This is a genomic window from Aerococcus suis (assembly GCF_900176325.1).
GTDB classification, from domain to species: domain Bacteria; phylum Bacillota; class Bacilli; order Lactobacillales; family Aerococcaceae; genus Aerococcus; species Aerococcus suis.
Map to the genome: position 1 here is coordinate 71,096 of NZ_FWXK01000005.1, position 18,199 is coordinate 89,294.

Sequence of the window (18,199 nt, forward strand, 5' to 3'; positions counted from 1 at the left end):
GTCCTCCTTCCGCTTAGTCTAATGCTTCGCCTGATTTGCGAGCGATACGAACACGTTTACCGTCACGTTCTTCAACGCTAACACGTGTTGGTTTACCTGATTTTGGATCAACTAATTGAACGTTTGACACATGAATTGGTGCTTCAACTTCATTGATACCACCATTTGGATTTGCTTGAGTTGGGCGTTCATGTTTTTTAACAATATTTACGCCTTCAACAATTACTTTGTCTTGCTTAGGTAAAGCTTGTTTAACGACACCTTCAGTGCCTTTATCTTTACCAGAAATGACAACTACTGTATCACCAGTTTTAATTCGCATTAATGGGCACCTCCCTATTTTTTATCGTTTCTTATAGTACTTCTGGCGCAAGTGAAATAATACGCATATAGTCGTTATCACGTAATTCACGTGCAACTGGACCAAAGATACGAGTTCCGCGAGGTGATTTATCGTCACGAATAATTACGCAAGCATTTTCGTCAAATTTGATGTATGAACCGTCTGAACGACGTACACCGCTTTTAGTTCTAACAATTACAGCTTTAACTACGTCACCTTTTTTAACAACACCACCGGGTGTAGCTTGTTTTACACTTGCAACTACGACGTCACCAATGTTAGCAGTTTTACGTCCTGATCCACCTAAAATGCTAACTGTTAAAACTTCACGGGCACCAGAGTTATCTGCCACTTTTAAGCGAGTTTCTGTTTGAATCATCTATGGTATCCTCCTTCCAGTATGCTGTTAAATAATAACTGATTCTTCAACAATATCAACTAAACGGAAATATTTGTCTTTAGATAATGGACGAGTTTCCATAATCCGCACGATATCTCCCATTTTTGCTGAGTTGTTTTCATCATGTGCTTTGTATTTTTTAGAGTATTTAATACGTTTTCCATATGTTGGATGGAATTTGAACGTGTCTACTTGGACAACAATTGTTTTTTCCATTTTGTCAGAAACAACGCGTCCTTGAAGAACTGTACGATCATTACGTTCTGTCATGATAGAAATTTCCCCCTTTACTGATTACTATTTCGCTAATTCACTTTGACGTAAAGCTGTTTTGATACGTGCAATTTCTTTACGTACTTGTTTAATACGAGCGGTATTTTCTAATTGACCAGTAGCCAATTGGAATCGTAAGTTAAATAACTCTTGTCTATATTCTTGCTCTTTTGCGTTTAGTTCAGCAGTGGATAGATCTTTAATTTCTGTAAATTTACTCATTCGATTCACCACCAATTTCACGTTTTACAATTTTAGTACGGATAGGTAATTTGTTTGAAGCTAAACGTAATGCTTCTTTCGCTACTTCTTCAGGAACACCGGCAACTTCAAATAAGATTTTACCGCGTTTTACAGGAGCAACCCAGCCTTCTGGAGCACCTTTACCTGAACCCATACGAACACCGATAGCTTTTGCAGTGTATGATTTATGTGGGAAGATTTTAATCCATACTTTCCCACCACGTTTCATGTAACGTGTCATTGCAATACGAGAAGATTCAATTTGGCGGTTAGTAATCCATTTTGAATCTAAAGCTTGTAATCCGTATTCACCATAAGCGATTTCTTTACCGCCTTTAGCTTCACCGCGCATTTTACCGCGGAATTCACGTCTATGTTTTACACGTTTTGGTACTAACATGCTTAATCCTCCTCATTCGTATTTTTTGTTGGAAGAACTTCGCCACGGTAAATCCATACTTTAACACCGATTTTACCGTAAGTTGTATCCGCTTCTTCCCAAGCATAGTCGATATCAGCGCGAAGTGTATGTAATGGAACAGTCCCTTCTACATAAGTTTCGCTACGAGCCATGTCAGCTCCGTTTAAACGACCAGAAATTTGTACTTTAATCCCTTTAGCGCCAGCTTTCATTGTGCGTTGGATAGCTTGTTTTTGTGCACGACGGAAAGCAATACGGTTTTCTAATTGTTGACAAATAGATTCACCGACTAATTTAGCGTCTAATTCAGGTTTTTTAACTTCTACAATGTTCACATGAACTTTTTTACCTGTTAATTGGCTTAAAGCTTTACGTAAAGCATCAACTTCAGAACCGCCTTTACCAATAACCATACCAGGTTTAGCAGTGTGAATATTAACGTTAACTTTGTTAGCTGCACGTTCAATTTCCACTTGTGAAACAGAAGCTTCACTTAGTGTGCCTTGGATGTATTCACGGATAGCTAAGTCTTCATGTAAAGTATCTGCGTAATCTTTTTCTGCATACCAGCGTGCGTCCCAGTCTTTGATAACTCCGATACGCAAACCGGTAGGATTAATTTTTTGTCCCACTAATTATTCCTCCTCTGCTTCTTCTACTACCACTGTAATATGGCTTGTACGTTTGTTAATACGAGAAGCTGAACCTTTAGCACGAGGACGGAAACGTTTCATCGTTGGTCCTTCGTTAACATAAGCTTCGCTTACTACTAATTTAGCTGGATCTAATTCAAAATTGTTTTCTGCGTTTGCAATTGCAGACATAAGCACTTTCTCGATTACAGGTGATGCTGCACGAGGAGTGAATTTTAGAATCGCAGCAGCTTCAGCAACAGGTTTGTTACGAATTAAGTCAATAACTAAACGTGCTTTTTTAGCTGGAATACGAACTGTTTTTGCAGTTGCTTTTGCAGATGTTTTTTGTTCTGCCATTATCTATTTCCTCCTCTCAGATTAACGAACAGTTTTTTTGTCGTCACTACCATGACCACGGAAAGTACGTGTTGGTACGAATTCACCTAATTTATGTCCAACCATGTCTTCTTGGATATAAACTGGTACATGTTTGCGTCCGTCATAAACAGCAATTGTTAACCCGATGAAGTTAGGGAAAATTGTTGAACGACGTGACCAAGTTTTAATAACTTGTTTCTTTTCATTATCTTGTTGTGCAACCACTTTTTTCATTAAATGGTCATCACAAAAAGGTCCTTTTTTTAAGCTACGGCTCATTCGTTATGGCTCCTTTCGCTAGTTCCTATTTAAAGTGATTACTTATTTATTACGACGACGAACAATTAATTTATTGCTACGTGCGTTTTTATTACGAGTTTTAATACCACGAGCTGGTTTACCCCAAGGTGTCATTGGAGATGGACGTCCGATTGGAGCTTTACCTTCACCACCACCATGTGGGTGATCGTTAGGGTTCATAACAGAACCACGAACTGTAGGGCGTTTGCCTAACCAACGTTTACGTCCTGCTTTACCAACATTGATAAGTTCGTGTTGTTCATTACCAACTACACCGATTGTTGCACGGCAAGTATTTAAGATCATACGAACTTCACCAGAAGTTAATTTTACTAAGACATATTTGTCTTCTTTACCTAGTACTTGTGCACGAGCACCAGCTGAACGAACTAATTGTCCACCTTTACCAGGTTTTGTTTCGATATTGTGTACCATAGTACCAACAGGAATATCTTTTAATTGTAGTGCGTTACCAACTTTGATATCAGCACCTTCACCTGATTGGATACGATCATTAACTTTTAAGCCTTTAGGGGCTAGAATATAAGTTTTAACACCGTCAGTGTAATGAATTAAAGCAATATTTGCTGTCCGGTTTGGATCGTATTCGATTGCTTTAACAACACCTTCAACGTTATCTTTATTACGTTTAAAGTCAATAACACGGTAAGCTTGTTTATGACCGCCACCTTGGTGACGAACAGTAATGCGACCATTGTTGTTACGGCCAGCACGTTTACTTTGTGACTCTAGTAATGTCTTTTCTGGAGTAGATTTTGTGATTTCAGCAAAATCGTAACCAGACATGTTACGGCGACCATTTGTTGTCGCTTTATATTTTTTTACTGCCACGTTGGTTTCCTCCTATCTTTTATTCTTCGTCGTCTCCACCGAAGATTTCAATTGATTGACCTTCTTGGATTTGGACAACTGCTTTACGACGTTTGCGAGTGTAACCTGCGTAACGTCCCATACGTTTTAATTTACCACGTACATTTAAAATGTTTACTTTTACAACTTTAACATCGAATAAATCTTCAACCGCTTGTTTAACTTCTGTTTTGTTTGCGCGGCGATCTACTTCGAATGTGTATTTATCGTTTTCCATTTCAATCATTGATTGTTCAGTAATGATTGGACGGATAATCACATCTTGTGCCAACATTATGCCAGTACCTCCTCTACGTTAGAAAGTGCTGATTGTGTCATGACAACTTTTTCGTTGTTAACTAAGTCAAATACGTTAACGTTGTTTTCATCAACGATTGTCACGTTAGCTAAGTTACGAGCTGAACGAACAGCATTTTCGTTGTCTTTATCAATTACAACCAATACTTTAGTATCAACGTCTAAGTTAGTTAATACATTTTGGAATTCTTTTGTTTTTGGTGTGTCAAATGCTAATTCTTCAACCACTACTAAGTTTTCGTTAGCCACTTTGTCTGATAATGCAGAACGTAATGCTAAACGACGAACTTTACGAGGTGATTTGTAAGCATATGAACGAGGTGTTGGGCCAAATGCTTGTCCACCACCAACCCATTGAGGAGAGCGGATAGAACCTTGACGAGCACGACCAGTACCTTTTTGACGCCATGGTTTACGGCCACCACCGCGTACTGCTGAACGGTTTTTCACTGAATGTGTTCCTTGGCGTAATGAAGCACGTTGTTGTAAAATCACATCATAAACAGCATGTTCATTTGGTTCGATTGCAAATACCGCATCGTTTAATGTTACTTCACCAGCTTGAGAACCATCTTGTTTAAATAATTTAACTTTAGCCATTATTGTTTTCCTCCTTCCTCAATTATTCTGCAGCTTTAACAGCTGATTCAATTTTAATTAATGATTTTTTAGCTCCTGGCACATTACCTTTAATTAAGATAACGTTACGGTCAGTATCAACTTTAACAATTTCTAAGTTTTGGATAGTGACTTGGTTACCACCCATACGACCTGGTAGAGCTTTTCCTTTGAATACTTTAGAAGCATCTGATGCCATACCCATTGAACCTGGTGCACGGTGATAATGAGAGCCATGTCCCATTGGTCCACGAGCTTGGTTATGGCGTTTAATAGCCCCTTGGAATCCTTTTCCTTTTGATGTACCTGTGACATCTACGATGTCGCCAGCTTGGAAAATATCCACTGTTACTTCGTTTCCTACTTCATATTCTCCTAGCTCAACATCTTTAATTTCTTTAATGAAGCGCTTAGGAGTCGTTTCTGCTTTTGCTACATGACCTTTAGCAGGTTTGTTTGACAATACTTCACGAAGATCATCGAAACCTAATTGGATAGCTTCGTAGCCATCAGTATCATTAGATTTAGTTTGTAATACTACGTTAGGTTGTGCTTCGACTACAGTTACAGGAACTAATTCACCTGATTCTGTAAAGAATTGTGTCATACCTACTTTTTTACCTAAGATTCCTTTAGTCATGAGTACACCTCCGTTAATTTTATTTTTTATTTTGGGTTAACTAATTTAATTTGTAGACTATAGTTTGATTTCAATGTCTACGCCTGATGGTAAGTCTAATTTCATTAATGCATCAACAGTTTTTGGTGTTGGATTAACGATATCAACTAGACGTTTGTGTGTGCGCATTTCGAATTGTTCACGTGAATCTTTGTCTTTGTGTGGTGAACGAATTACAGTGAACAGTGAACGTTCAGTTGGTAATGGAACCGGACCTGAAACTTCTGCTCCTGTACGTTTTGCTGTTTCAACAATTTTACTTGCTGATTGATCTAATGCACGATGTTCGTATGCTTTTAAACGAATACGAATCTTTTGTTTTGCCATGACTTTTTCCTCCTCGTCATAAATTGTAATTTAGACTTGCTCCGCGTAAAAACCGGCGCACCCCTATGGCAATGCTCCCGGGTGTGTCGCAACCTTACGCCTCTAAGCTCCTTGGTTTGACAACCTTTCGGCGACAAATCCGTGTCTGTTTTGATAACAGCACTTTTATTAGTATACATGATACAAGTAGCCATTTCAAGCGATTTGTCGCTTTTTTTACGACTTTTTCCAACTTTTTGTTCTCGTACCAACGTGTCCTAGTGTGTCATAAATATTTAGATAAAAAAATTATTTCTCAATTTGGCACTTATACCTTCTATTTGTATCCTCGACCAATATATTTCTACTATCTAATAAACTAAATAAAAAAAGCTAAGCATACGCTTAGCTTTTTTATCGTTAATGAATAATTGATTTAAATTATTCGTTAATTTCAGTAACAACACCAGCACCAACAGTACGTCCACCTTCACGGATAGAGAATTTAGTACCGTCTTCGATAGCAACTGGGTGAATTAATTCAACGTCCATTGTAACGTTATCACCAGGCATTACCATTTGTACGTCATCTGGTAAGATGATTACACCAGTGATGTCTGTTGTACGGAAGTAGAATTGTGGACGGTAGTTAGTTAAGAATGGTGTATGACGTCCACCTTCTTCTTTACTTAATACGTAAACTTCCGCTTTGAATTTTTTATGAGGTGTAATTGAACCAGGAGCAGCTAATACTTGTCCACGTTCGATGTGGTCACGTGTTACACCACGTAGTAAGGCACCAATGTTGTCCCCTGCTTCTGCTTCGTCCATTTGTTTACGGAACATTTCAATACCAGTAACAGTTGTTTTAGTGATTTCTTCAGCAATACCAACGATTTCAACTTCATCAGATAAGTGAATTTGTCCACGTTCGATACGTCCTGTAGCAACTGTACCACGACCAGTAATTGAGAATACGTCTTCGACTGGCATCATGAATGGTTTGTCAGTGTCACGGTCTGGTTCTGGAATGTAGCTGTCAACAGCTTCCATTAATTCAAGAATTTTTTGTTCTTGTTCTTCGTCGCCTTCTAAGGCTTTTAATGCAGAACCAACGATTACAGGGATTTCGTCACCTGGGTAATCGTATTCAGATAATAAGTCACGAACTTCCATTTCAACCAATTCGATTAATTCTTCATCGTCAACTTGGTCAGATTTGTTTAAGAATACTACGAAGTATGGAACACCAACTTGTCCTGCTAATAGGATATGTTCACGAGTTTGTGGCATTGGTCCATCTGCAGCAGATACAACTAAGATAGCTCCGTCCATTTGAGCAGCACCAGTGATCATGTTTTTAACATAGTCGGCGTGTCCTGGAGCGTCGATGTGAGCGTAGTGACGGTTAGCTGTTTCATATTCGATATGAGAAGTGTTGATCGTGATTCCACGTTCTTTTTCTTCTGGTGCGTTATCGATTGCAGCGTAGTCTTTAGCTTCACCGAAACCATTTTTAGCTAAAACAGTTGCGATTGCAGCTGATAAAGTTGTTTTACCGTGGTCAACGTGACCTAATGTACCAATATTAACATGTGGTTTAGTACGTTCGTATTTTTCTCTTGCCATTTGTAAATTCCTCCTAAGAATTGAGATTATCTTTTTGCAAAGATTTACATAAATACATTATAGGGAAACACCCTATAAAAATCAAGGTTTACATCTGTTAGGATTTACCTTGAATATTACATCCATAACCTACTATATAGTAGGTTATGGTCATAATTATAAATTAAGCGTCTTGGTTACCTGAGCCGTATTGTTTAACGATTTCAGCTTCGATAGATTTTGGAACTGGTTCGTAGTGGTCAAATGTCATAGTGAATGTACCACGACCTTGAGTTGAAGAACGTAATGTTGTTGCATAACCAAACATTTCAGATAATGGAACTGTTGAGTTAATCATTAACGCGTTACCACGGTTTTCTTGTCCTTCAATACGTCCACGACGAGCAGAAACATGTCCCATAACATCGCCAAGATATTCTTCTGGAACTAAGATATCAACTTTCATCATTGGTTCTAAGATAGCTGGTTCAGCTTTTTTAGCAGCATTACGTAATGCTAATGAAGCAGCAACTTTGAAGGCTGTTTCAGATGAGTCGACATCATGGTAAGAACCATCGTATAATTTGGCTTTTACGTCTACCATTGGGAATCCAGCAATAACACCATTTTTCATAGCGTCTTTTAATCCGGCTTCAACTGAAGGGATATAGTCTTTAGGAACTACCCCACCAACGATAGCATTTTCGAATTCAAATCCAGCACCTTCATCGTTAGGTGTGAATTCAATCCAAACATCACCATATTGACCTTTACCACCTGATTGACGAACAAATTTACCTTGTGCTTCAGTTGGTACTGTAAATGTTTCACGGTAAGAAACTTGTGGTGCACCTACAGAAGCTTCAACGTTAAATTCACGTTTCAAACGGTCAACGATAATGTCTAAGTGAAGTTCACCCATACCAGCAATAACTGTTTGTCCAGTTTCACGGTTAGTTGTTGCACGGAAAGTTGGGTCTTCTTCTGCTAATTTACCTAATGCAACTGACATTTTATCTTGGTCAGCTTTAGTATCAGGTTCAATCGCTACTTCAATAACGGGTTCTGGGAATTCCATTGATTCTAAGATAACTTTATTATCAGTATCACATAAAGTATCACCAGTACCAGTATCTTTAAGACCTACTGCAGCAGCAATATCTCCAGAGAATACTTTATCAATTTCTGAACGAGAGTTTGCGTGCATTAATAGGATACGTCCAACACGTTCACGTTTATCTTTAGTTGCGTTTTGGATGTAAGAACCAGATTCTAATGTACCAGAGTAAACACGGAAGAATGTTAAACGACCAACATATGGGTCTGTCATAACTTTGAAAGCTAATGCTGCAAATGGAGCATCATCGTCAGCACGAACTTCAAATTCTTCTTCTTCGTTATCTGCTTTGTGTCCAACAATTGGAGGTACATCAGTTGGCGCTGGTAAGTAGTCAATAACACCGTCAAGCATTAATTGAACACCTTTGTTTTTGAATGCTGATCCACAGTATACAGGGTAGAATTCAACATTACATGTTGCTTCACGAATTGCTGCGCGTAATTCGTCTTCAGAGATTTCTTCTCCTTCTAAGTAGCTCATCATAATGTCTTCATTTAAATCAGCGATAGCTTCAATTAAGTTTGTACGCCATTTTTCTGCTTCTTCTTGATATTCTTCTGGAATGTCACGTTCTTCGTATTCAGAACCATCGTCAGAAGTATAGATTTCAGCTTTCATCGTAATCAAGTCAATGATACCTTGGAAATCATCTTCTGCACCGATTGGTAATTGAACTGGGTGAGCATTTGCTTGTAAACGTTCATGTAAAGTATCAACAGAATACAAGAAATTAGCACCTAATTTGTCCATTTTGTTAACGAAAACAATACGTGGTACACGGTAAGTTGTTGCTTGACGCCAAACTGTTTCAGTTTGAGGTTCTACACCTGATTGAGCATCTAGTAACGCAACTGAACCATCAAGTACACGTAAAGAACGTTCAACCTCAACAGTGAAGTCTACGTGTCCTGGTGTATCGATGATGTTTACACGGTGACCTTTCCATTGTGCAGTTGTTGCTGCAGATGTAATTGTAATCCCACGGTCTTTTTCTTGTTCCATCCAGTCCATTTGTGAACCACCATCATGAGTTTCACCAATTTTGTAGATACGACCTGTGTAATAAAGAATACGTTCTGTCGTAGTCGTTTTACCAGCATCGATGTGGGCCATAATTCCGATATTTCTTGTTTTCTCAAGAGGGAAATCTCTTTTAGCCATTAAACTTTACTCCTTTTTTTGAAATGACGTTAGTTACCTGTTTCAAGCCTATTATATATGACTTGAAACAATTATCAAACGTAAAATAGTTTCTTCCTAAATAACGTATTACCAACGGAAGTGAGCAAAAGCTTTGTTAGCTTCAGCCATACGATGTACTTCTTCACGTTTTCTAACAGCTGCACCTGTGTTATCAGCTGCATCCATGATTTCACGTGCTAAACGTAATTCCATTGTATTTTCACCACGAAGGCGAGCGTAATTTACTAACCAACGTAAAGCTAAAGTTTGACGACGTTCTGGACGAACTTCCATAGGTACTTGGTAGTTAGATCCACCAACACGACGAGCTTTAACTTCTAATACTGGTGAGATATTTTCCAATGCTTGTTCGAAAACTTCCATTGGATCATTTCCAGTTTCAGATTTAATCATTTCAAATGCATTGTATAAAATAGTTGCTGCAACACCACGTTTACCATCTACCATGATACGGTTGATTAAACGAGTGACTAATTTTGAGTTATAAATTGGGTCTGGCAACACTTCACGTTTTGCCACATGTCCTTTACGAGGCATTTAAGCTCCTCCTTTCGCTTTTTTAGTTTTTAGGTTTTTTAGCACCGTATTTAGAACGGCTTTGCATACGGTCTTGTACACCAGCAGTATCTAGTGCACCACGTACGATATGGTAACGTACCCCTGGTAAGTCTTTTACACGACCACCACGAATTAAAACAACACTGTGTTCTTGTAAGTTGTGACCGATACCTGGGATATAAGCAGTTACCTCAATCATGTTTGATAAACGAACACGTGCGTATTTACGTAACGCTGAGTTCGGTTTTTTAGGTGTCATTGTTCCGACACGTGTACATACTCCACGTTTTTGTGGAGAGTTATTATTGGTGAATTTTTTCTTCATTGAGTTGTAACCTTTACCTAACGCTGGTGAATCAGATTTACTACTAGCGCTTTTACGAGGTTTACGTACCAATTGATTAATAGTAGGCATTTACTATTTCCTCCTTTTCCTTTACGGGTTATTTAATCCACACTTCCGGGTGTGCCCTTTTTTTCAAAAAAGAAAAAAAGAATAAATATTCTTTTATTTGTGCCCTGTATACCAGTCAGCACGACTGTTTCTTTTGTTTACAGGAATCTGTATACAAAAAGCACCTTTAAAAGCATATCACGATGGTTACACAGAGTCAAATCTTTTTTAGAGTTTTTTCGCATAATAAAAGGATTAACCTAGCAGTTAATCCTTTTTCTATCTATTCTGTATCAGATTTTGCTAATTTTGTACGATAGATTTTATCAATAACTAAAGCAATCGCATTATCACTTGAGACGTTTGCAGCTGTACCAAAGCTATCTTGTGTCATATAAAGTGAAATTAATAAACTGGCGATCGTTCCGCTTGGATCTAATCCGACCATACCAATATAAGGTAATGTACTCATAATACCACCACCTGGTGCTCCAGGTGCAGCCACCATTGCAATTCCTAAGGTAAAAATAAATGGAATAAACTTATCTAATCCGGTTGGCATACCATTTAATAACAAGACAGCGTAAATAATTGAAACAATCGTCATCACACTACCAATAATATGGGCCGTTGCACAGAAAGGAATAACGAAATTCCGTATTTTTTCTGATACGCCGTTCTTCTCAGCAATTGATAAATTGACTGGAATAGTCGCTGCTGACGATTGCGTCGCGGCAGCTGTTAAGTAACCAGGAATCTGATTTTTAATCAGTTTAATTGGGCTCTTACCAGTATACGCTCCGGCAATGCAGAACCAAATAAAGACAAATACCCAATGTAAAATTAATATTACCAAGTAAACTTTCCAAAACACCGATAAAATATTAAATGCGCTACCTGAGTAAGACATATTAACAAAATTACCAAAAACAAAAATTGGAATACCTGGTACCACTAAGTGACCTAATAAATAAGAAATAATATCTGAGAAATCACTAAACACGTTATATATAGCATCACCGTGACGTTTACTATGTTGTCTCAAGTAAGAGATTCCTAACCCAAACATAAATGCAAAAACAATCCCTGATGTAACATCTAGTAACGGCTCAATTGGAATCTCAAAAATCGGCTTAACTAATGACTCCATTTCCCCGATATTAGCCGCTTTTTCATTGATAAACAGAGGGAAAATTTGTCTAACTATAAATAGTGCTGACACTCCCCCAATAATTGTAGAAACATAAGCAATCCCTGTTGTTATCCCTAATAGTTTTCCAGCACCTTCTGTTAAATCGGCGATTCCCATAACAATAAATGCGACAACCATTAGTGGAATAATAAAGTTTAATAAGGCGCTAAAAAAGGTGGAGATAGTCACCGGAATCTCAAAAAAGATTAACGGTAAAAACTTAAGTTGTCCGTATACAACACCAAGAAAAATAGCAAGTAATAATTTCTGAATTAGCCCAAAGCGTAATTTTTTTCTTCGCATAATAATCCTCCATATCTTTTATAGCTAGCGATTGCTTCACTATTTATTTTTTATATTTTTTAATCTTATGACAAGTTTTTTTAATTTGCAAGATAAATTCTGACAATTACTGTTTAAGTCAGTTATTTTTCTATAATTACTTTTTTTAGTGCACAAAAAAAGAGGCTGGGAGTTATCCAACCTCTTAATTACTTACCGTATAATTAATTAGTCTTCAGTGTTACGAAGTGTTGGGAATAGTAAAACGTCACGAATAGATTGAGCATCCGTCAATAGCATTACCATTCGGTCGATTCCGATTCCTAATCCTCCAGTTGGTGGCATACCTGATTCTAGAGTTTGTAAGAAATCTTCATCTAGTGGATGAGCTTCATCATTACCTAATTCTTTCTCAGCCATTTGGGCTTCAAAACGTTCACGTTGATCGATTGGGTCTGTCAACTCGGTAAAGGCATTACCGGATTCAGCTCCAACAATGAAGAGTTCAAAACGATCTGTAAAACGAGGATCTTCTTCATTTTTACGTGCTAATGGTGAAACAGCTGTTGGGTGACCGTAAATAAAGGTTGGTTGAATTAATTTATCTTCAACAAATGTTTCAAAGAATTCGTTAACGACATGTCCAAATGATGCATGATCATCAACTTCAACATGATGTTCTTTTGCTAATTCACGTGCTTCTTCATCAGTCATTTCTTGCCAGAAGTCGACTCCAGTCGCTTCTTTTACGGCATCCACCATATGTACACGTGCCCATTTACCGCCTAATTCAATAGGTTGGCCATCATACGTGATGCTTGTGGTTCCCAATACTTTTTCTGCAACATGTTGGAATAATCCTTCAATTAAGTCCATAATGTCATACATTGCGGTATAAGCAGTATAAACCTCAATCATTGTAAATTCTGGGTTATGAGTGGTGTCAATTCCTTCATTACGGAATACACGACCAATTTCATAGACTTTTTCCATACCACCAACGACTAAACGTTTTAAGTGTAGTTCAAGGGCGATACGCATATAAAGTTCTATATCTAATGCATTATGATGGGTAATAAACGGACGTGCATTGGCACCACCAGCAATATTATGTAACGTTGGCGTTTCTACCTCTAAGTACCCTTGATCATCTAAATAACGACGGACTTCACGAATAATTTGAGACCGTTTTTTAAAGCGATCAAAACTATCACGGTTTGAAATCAAGTCTAAATGACGATGACGGTAAATTTGCTCAACATCATTTAATCCATGATATTTATCTGGTAAAGGACGTAAGGCTTTCGTCAAGTGTTTTAATTCTTTAGCACGAACAGTTAATTCGCCAGTGTTCGTACGCATTAATGAACCGCGGACACCAATGATATCTCCTAAGTCAGCTTTCTTCCAAATTAATTGGAAAGGCTCTTCTCCGATTTCATCTTTACGAACGTAAATTTGAATTTGGCCAGACATATCTTGAAGATGAGCAAAACCTGCTTTTCCTTTTCCCCGTTTTGAAATTAAACGTCCAGCAATAACCGCTTCAGTCGTTTTTTCAGCTAACGTTTCTTTATCAAATGCTTCGTACTTAGCTTGTAAATCCTCAGCAAGATCCTCACGTTCAAAACCTGATGCGAACGGATCAATTCCATTTTCACGTAGTTCTTCCATTTTTTCTCGACGAACTCTTAATTGGTCATTCAATTCGTCGATGCCATGTTGTTGTGTTTCATCTGACATACTACTCTCTCCAATCCGTTTATTTATCTGTTTTTATTTAATATCAAAAAAACAGGCAAAATTGTAGTCGTACGGCATTTATTTTAACAAACTACTAGTTAAAAAGAAAGCCTGGTATTTTTTGCAAATAAAAAAGAGGTAGCCTAAGCTACCTCAGATATTCATTATTTTATTGTTCAGAAAATAGACCAGTTGATAAGTAACGTTCACCAGTATCTGGTGCAACGACAACAACTTTTTTACCTTTTCCTAAACGTTTAGCCACTTCAATGGCACCGGCAATAGCAGCACCTGAGCTAACACCAACTAATAATCCTTCGTTAATACCAATTTCACGAGCTGCTTCACGCGCTTTATCAGTAGATACTTGAATAATTTCATTATACATTTCAGTATCTAGTACGCTAGGTACGAATCCAGCACCTAAACCTTGGATACCATGTTTACCAGGTTCGTTACCACTTAATACCGCTGATTCTTGTGGTTCAACAGCATATAATTGAACATCTTTATTTACTTGACGTAAGGCACGGCCAGCACCTGTTAATGTTCCCCCAGTACCAACACCAGCTACAAAGGCATCAGGTGCGCCATCTAACGCTTGGATAATTTCTGGTCCAGTAGTTGCTTCATGGACAGCTGGGTTAGCTAGGTTATCGAATTGGAATAACATTACGTATCCATCTTCTTTAGCTAATGCTTCAGCTTGAGCAATCGCTTCTTTCATACCACCATCACCAGGTGTTAAATTAATTTTAGCACCATAAGCACGCATTAAATCTTGGCGTTCTTTTGTCATTGTTTCTGGCATAAAGATTTCAACATTATATCCTTTAGCCGCACCAACTAATGCAATACCAACACCTGTGTTTCCTGATGTGGCTTCTACTAAAGTATCGCCAGGTTTAATTTTACCTTCTTGTTCAGCCACTTCAATCATATTTAATGCGATACGATCTTTAACACTACCTCCAGCGTTAAATGATTCTAATTTAACATAGACATCAGCTGCATCTTGAGGCAATGAACGTTGTAATTTTAACATTGGAGTATCGCCAATTAATTCGGTGATATTATCATAAATTTTAGTCATTAAAAATAAACCCCTTTCAGTTATTGGTTATTACTATCATAAACCAACAACCGAAAGGGACAAAATTATTTGCTTATTTATGATTAGCTTCTTCGCGAATCGCTTCTAATTCTTCTTTACTGTAATGATATGCTTGATTACAGAAGTGACAAACGGTTTCTGCTTCACCGTCTTCCTCAATAATCGTATCTAAGTCTTCAACAGGGAGCGTCGCTAATCCTCTAGCAAAGTGTGCTTTAGAGCAATCACATTTAAAGGCTACTGACCGTTCATCTAAAATTTTAACATTTTCTTCACCTAGTAACTCAAAAATAATCTCAGTCGCTGTTTTACCTTCACTTAACATCGTTGTAATAGCTGGCACATTAGCAACAGCTGTCTCCACTTGTTCAATCGTTTCTTCGCTCGCATCTGGTATTACTTGAATCATCCATCCACCAGCATTTTCAACCGACTCATCAGGATTGACTAAGACACCCAGTCCCATAGCAGAAGGCGTTTGCTCAGAGACTGTTAAGTAATAGGTTAAATCTTCAGCAATTTCTCCAGATACAATTGGTGACTGTCCAGAGAATGGTTCTTTTAACCCTAAATCTTTCGTTACTGTCACCATTCCGTTAGTTCCAACTGCCCCTTTAACATCAATTTTATTTTGGTCATTTTCAGGTAAGCTAATATGCGGTTGATCCACATACCCCTTAACTTCACCTGAGCCATCAGCCATGACCACAATTTTTCCTGCCGGTCCATCACCAGCAATTTTTATCGCTAATCGCGCATCATCTTTAATATCTGAACCAAATAACAATCCAGCGGCTAATGTTCGTCCTAAAGCAGCAGTAGATGCTTGCCATGTATCATGTGCTCGTTGCGCTTCACGCACGACTTCTGTCGCATCGACTGCAGCAATTCGAATCGTATTATCAAATGCAATGGCTTTAATTAATTCTTTACTCATAATATCTCCTTTATCGCTAACGAAAATAAGGACTTTTGATCATGTACTTTTCATTCAAACCATGAGCAAAGTCCTTATTTCAACTTTTTATTTTGCTAACTTAATTTTAATCATTCGGTTCATCGCGATGATTTGAATCCGTATCGTCATCTCCAGAGTCATCTACTTCAGTAGATTCTGTTTCTACTTCTGTGGAATCATCTGTGCTTTCTTTTGACTGTTTGGCTTCATCTTCTTGACGATTTTGTAATTGACGTTGCAAATCACGTTTGACTTCATCATAACTTTTAGCGTCAGATTCTGTTTCAAGACGATCTTCGTCTTCATCAGGCATTTCGCCAGTCTCGAATAAACTTTTAATTGTACGAGCATCTAACGTTTCAAGTTCTAATAGTTTTTCGGCAATTAGATTTAACTGTTCACGATGTTTAATTAAAATATTTTGTGCTTCAGCTAAACAATCATCCATGAATTCACGAACTTCATTATCGATTTGAGCAGCAATATGATCTGAGTAAGATTTACCATCAGCATAACCAGTTGCTGCACCACGCATTGAATGGTTACCTTCGTAACTTACCGTTCCTAATAAATCACTCATTCCATATTCCGTAATCATACTACGAACAATACCTGTCGCTTGTTCAAAGTCATTAGAAGCTCCTGAAGTTTGCGTATTGAAAACCACTTGTTCTGCGGCGCGTCCACCTAATAATCCGACCACTTGTTCGCGAAGGTCTTTCTTCGTATACAAGAATTGGTCTTCTTTAGGTAGCATAATCGCATAACCACCCGCTTTACCACGCGGAACAATGGTTACTTTATGAACCACGCGAGCATCGCTTAATACCATACCAACAATTGTATGTCCGGCCTCATGGAAAGCAACCATTTCTCGTTCGCGTTTTGAAATGACTTTATCTTTCTTAGCAGGACCAGCAATCACTCGGTCTTGCGCTTCATCGATATCTAACATATCAATCGCTTTTTTATCAATCCGAGCTGCAACTAAAGCCGCTTCATTCAAGACGTTTTCTAGTTCTGCACCTGTAAAACCAGGTGTTTGTTGTGCTAATGCTTTTAAGTCAACATCACTTGCTAATTGTTTGCCACGTGCATGGACTTTAAGGATGGCTTCACGACCTTTAACATCTGGACGTCCCACTAAAATTTGTCGGTCAAATCGTCCGGGGCGAAGTAGAGCTGAGTCTAATACGTCTGAACGGTTAGTTGCTGCCATAACAATGACATTATCTTTGTCAGTAAATCCATCCATTTCAACTAATAGTTGGTTTAAGGTTTGTTCACGTTCATCGTGACCACCACCTGTACCAGGTCCCCGTTTACGTCCAACAGCATCAATTTCGTCGATAAAAATAATAGCTGGTGCGTTTTTCTTCGCATTTTCGAATAGATCACGAACACGACTGGCCCCGACACCAACAAACATTTCAACAAATTCAGATCCAGAAATAGAATAGAATGGAACCCCTGCTTCACCTGCAACAGCTTTCGCTAAGAGGGTTTTACCGGTTCCTGGAGGGCCTTCTAATAGCACCCCTTTAGGAATTCTGGCACCTAATTTTTGATATTTCGTCGCATCTTTTAAGAAATCGACAATCTCTACTAACTCTTGTTTCTCTTCATCTGCTCCAGCAACATCAGAGAAGCGAACTTTCACGTTTTGTTTTGATTGATCAACTGCACGTGATTTACCCATAGACATTGGATTGTTACGTCCGCCACCTTGAGTTTGGTTAAACATCGTATACATAATAACGATAAAGAAAATAATAGGGATGACTGAAACCAATATACTTAGCCACATACCTGATTGGTCTTCTTCAATCGTTACCATATCGGTATCTGTATCTTGAGCTTTATTAGAAATATCTGATAATGTCGCATCATTTGGTAAAATATTTGTCACAAATTGTTGAGCATCGTCTGCCTCTTTGTCACTAAAAATTGGTAATCCATTAGATGTCTCTTCATCAGATTTATCATTATCATTAGATTCACGATATTCCCCAGAAATTTCATATGCTCCTGCTTTAGGCTGTAAGGAGAATTTTTGAATCTTTTTATCTTCTAGTTTTTGGACAAATTCACTCTGAGTGAGCTCTTCTGTACCTGTCGAATCATTACCATTTGTAAGGGCATGAACAATCCCTAATAAGGCTAAGAAGACAAGCACCCATAAGAACCCATTCTTCAAAAAGTTATTTGGCCGTTTGGGTTGTTTTCTTTGCATTGACTATCTC

At 38.1% G+C, this 18,199-nt stretch carries 22 protein-coding genes; all 22 read right to left on the minus strand.

Annotation, left to right across the window (positions count from 1 at the left end; genetic code table 11):
• Nucleotides 1–13 precede the first annotated feature (13 nt).
• The gene (gene rplX / locus B8955_RS05365; protein ID WP_084099210.1) at nt 14–322 is read right to left on the minus strand and encodes a 50S ribosomal protein L24; all 309 of its coding nucleotides are present in this window, start codon (nt 320–322) and stop codon (nt 14–16) included.
• Nucleotides 323–353: 31 nt separating this feature from the next.
• Nucleotides 354–722, minus strand: a complete 369-nt coding sequence (gene rplN / locus B8955_RS05370) for a 50S ribosomal protein L14 (protein ID WP_084099211.1) — start codon at nt 720–722, stop codon at nt 354–356.
• A gap of 27 nt (nt 723–749) precedes the next feature.
• Nucleotides 750–1,016: a 30S ribosomal protein S17 gene (rpsQ, locus tag B8955_RS05375; protein ID WP_407639100.1), complete on the minus strand. Its 267-nt coding sequence runs from the start codon at nt 1,014–1,016 to the stop codon at nt 750–752.
• 24 nt (nt 1,017–1,040) lie between these two features.
• On the minus strand, nt 1,041–1,238 hold the full coding sequence (rpmC, locus tag B8955_RS05380; RefSeq protein WP_084099213.1) for a 50S ribosomal protein L29: 198 nt from the start codon (nt 1,236–1,238) through the stop codon (nt 1,041–1,043).
• Nucleotides 1,231–1,659, minus strand: a complete 429-nt coding sequence (rplP, locus tag B8955_RS05385) for a 50S ribosomal protein L16 (RefSeq protein WP_084099214.1) — start codon at nt 1,657–1,659, stop codon at nt 1,231–1,233. Before rplP ends, rpmC begins: the two co-directional genes overlap by 8 nt.
• Nucleotides 1,660–1,661: 2 nt before the next feature.
• Nucleotides 1,662–2,312, minus strand: a complete 651-nt coding sequence (gene rpsC, locus B8955_RS05390; RefSeq protein ID WP_084099215.1) for a 30S ribosomal protein S3 — start codon at nt 2,310–2,312, stop codon at nt 1,662–1,664.
• 3 nt (nt 2,313–2,315) lie between these two features.
• Nucleotides 2,316–2,672 (minus strand): 50S ribosomal protein L22, encoded by a 357-nt coding sequence (gene rplV / locus B8955_RS05395; RefSeq protein ID WP_084099216.1) that lies wholly within the window; start codon nt 2,670–2,672, stop codon nt 2,316–2,318.
• A 21-nt stretch (nt 2,673–2,693) separates the two neighbouring features.
• A complete protein-coding gene (gene rpsS, locus B8955_RS05400; protein ID WP_084099217.1) occupies nt 2,694–2,972 on the minus strand; it encodes a 30S ribosomal protein S19 in 279 nt (92 codons plus the stop codon).
• A 42-nt stretch (nt 2,973–3,014) separates the two neighbouring features.
• Complete coding sequence (gene rplB, locus B8955_RS05405; RefSeq protein ID WP_084099218.1) at nt 3,015–3,845, minus strand: 50S ribosomal protein L2; 831 nt, start codon at nt 3,843–3,845, stop codon at nt 3,015–3,017.
• Nucleotides 3,846–3,864: 19 nt separating this feature from the next.
• Entirely contained in the window at nt 3,865–4,158 is a 294-nt protein-coding gene (gene rplW, locus B8955_RS05410; RefSeq protein ID WP_084099219.1) for a 50S ribosomal protein L23, read from the minus strand.
• The gene (gene rplD / locus B8955_RS05415; RefSeq protein WP_084099220.1) at nt 4,158–4,781 is read right to left on the minus strand and encodes a 50S ribosomal protein L4; all 624 of its coding nucleotides are present in this window, start codon (nt 4,779–4,781) and stop codon (nt 4,158–4,160) included. Before rplD ends, rplW begins: the two co-directional genes overlap by 1 nt.
• Nucleotides 4,782–4,803: 22 nt before the next feature.
• Complete coding sequence (gene rplC, locus B8955_RS05420) at nt 4,804–5,439, minus strand: 50S ribosomal protein L3 (RefSeq protein WP_084099221.1); 636 nt, start codon at nt 5,437–5,439, stop codon at nt 4,804–4,806.
• A gap of 57 nt (nt 5,440–5,496) precedes the next feature.
• Entirely contained in the window at nt 5,497–5,805 is a 309-nt protein-coding gene (rpsJ, locus tag B8955_RS05425) for a 30S ribosomal protein S10 (RefSeq protein WP_084099222.1), read from the minus strand.
• A 420-nt stretch (nt 5,806–6,225) separates the two neighbouring features.
• Entirely contained in the window at nt 6,226–7,413 is a 1,188-nt protein-coding gene (tuf, locus tag B8955_RS05430) for an elongation factor Tu (RefSeq protein ID WP_084099223.1), read from the minus strand.
• Nucleotides 7,414–7,576: 163 nt separating this feature from the next.
• Nucleotides 7,577–9,673, minus strand: coding sequence for an elongation factor G (fusA, locus tag B8955_RS05435; protein WP_084099224.1), 2,097 nt, complete (start codon nt 9,671–9,673; stop codon nt 7,577–7,579).
• Nucleotides 9,674–9,781: 108 nt separating this feature from the next.
• A complete protein-coding gene (rpsG, locus tag B8955_RS05440) occupies nt 9,782–10,252 on the minus strand; it encodes a 30S ribosomal protein S7 (RefSeq protein ID WP_084099225.1) in 471 nt (156 codons plus the stop codon).
• A 22-nt stretch (nt 10,253–10,274) separates the two neighbouring features.
• Nucleotides 10,275–10,688 carry a 30S ribosomal protein S12 gene (gene rpsL, locus B8955_RS05445; protein WP_084099226.1) on the minus strand — a complete coding sequence of 138 codons (414 nt, stop codon included), beginning with the start codon at nt 10,686–10,688 and terminating at the stop codon, nt 10,275–10,277.
• Between the two features lie 262 nt (nt 10,689–10,950).
• Nucleotides 10,951–12,162: a cation:dicarboxylate symporter family transporter gene (locus tag B8955_RS05450; RefSeq protein WP_084099227.1), complete on the minus strand. Its 1,212-nt coding sequence runs from the start codon at nt 12,160–12,162 to the stop codon at nt 10,951–10,953.
• Nucleotides 12,163–12,369: 207 nt separating this feature from the next.
• Nucleotides 12,370–13,884 carry a lysine--tRNA ligase gene (lysS, locus tag B8955_RS05455; protein WP_084099228.1) on the minus strand — a complete coding sequence of 505 codons (1,515 nt, stop codon included), beginning with the start codon at nt 13,882–13,884 and terminating at the stop codon, nt 12,370–12,372.
• Between the two features lie 169 nt (nt 13,885–14,053).
• Nucleotides 14,054–14,977 carry a cysteine synthase A gene (cysK, locus tag B8955_RS05460; protein ID WP_084099229.1) on the minus strand — a complete coding sequence of 308 codons (924 nt, stop codon included), beginning with the start codon at nt 14,975–14,977 and terminating at the stop codon, nt 14,054–14,056.
• Nucleotides 14,978–15,050: 73 nt separating this feature from the next.
• Nucleotides 15,051–15,935: an Hsp33 family molecular chaperone HslO gene (gene hslO / locus B8955_RS05465; protein WP_084099230.1), complete on the minus strand. Its 885-nt coding sequence runs from the start codon at nt 15,933–15,935 to the stop codon at nt 15,051–15,053.
• Nucleotides 15,936–16,041: 106 nt separating this feature from the next.
• Nucleotides 16,042–18,189: an ATP-dependent zinc metalloprotease FtsH gene (gene ftsH, locus B8955_RS05470; protein WP_084099231.1), complete on the minus strand. Its 2,148-nt coding sequence runs from the start codon at nt 18,187–18,189 to the stop codon at nt 16,042–16,044.
• Nucleotides 18,190–18,199 lie beyond the last annotated feature (10 nt).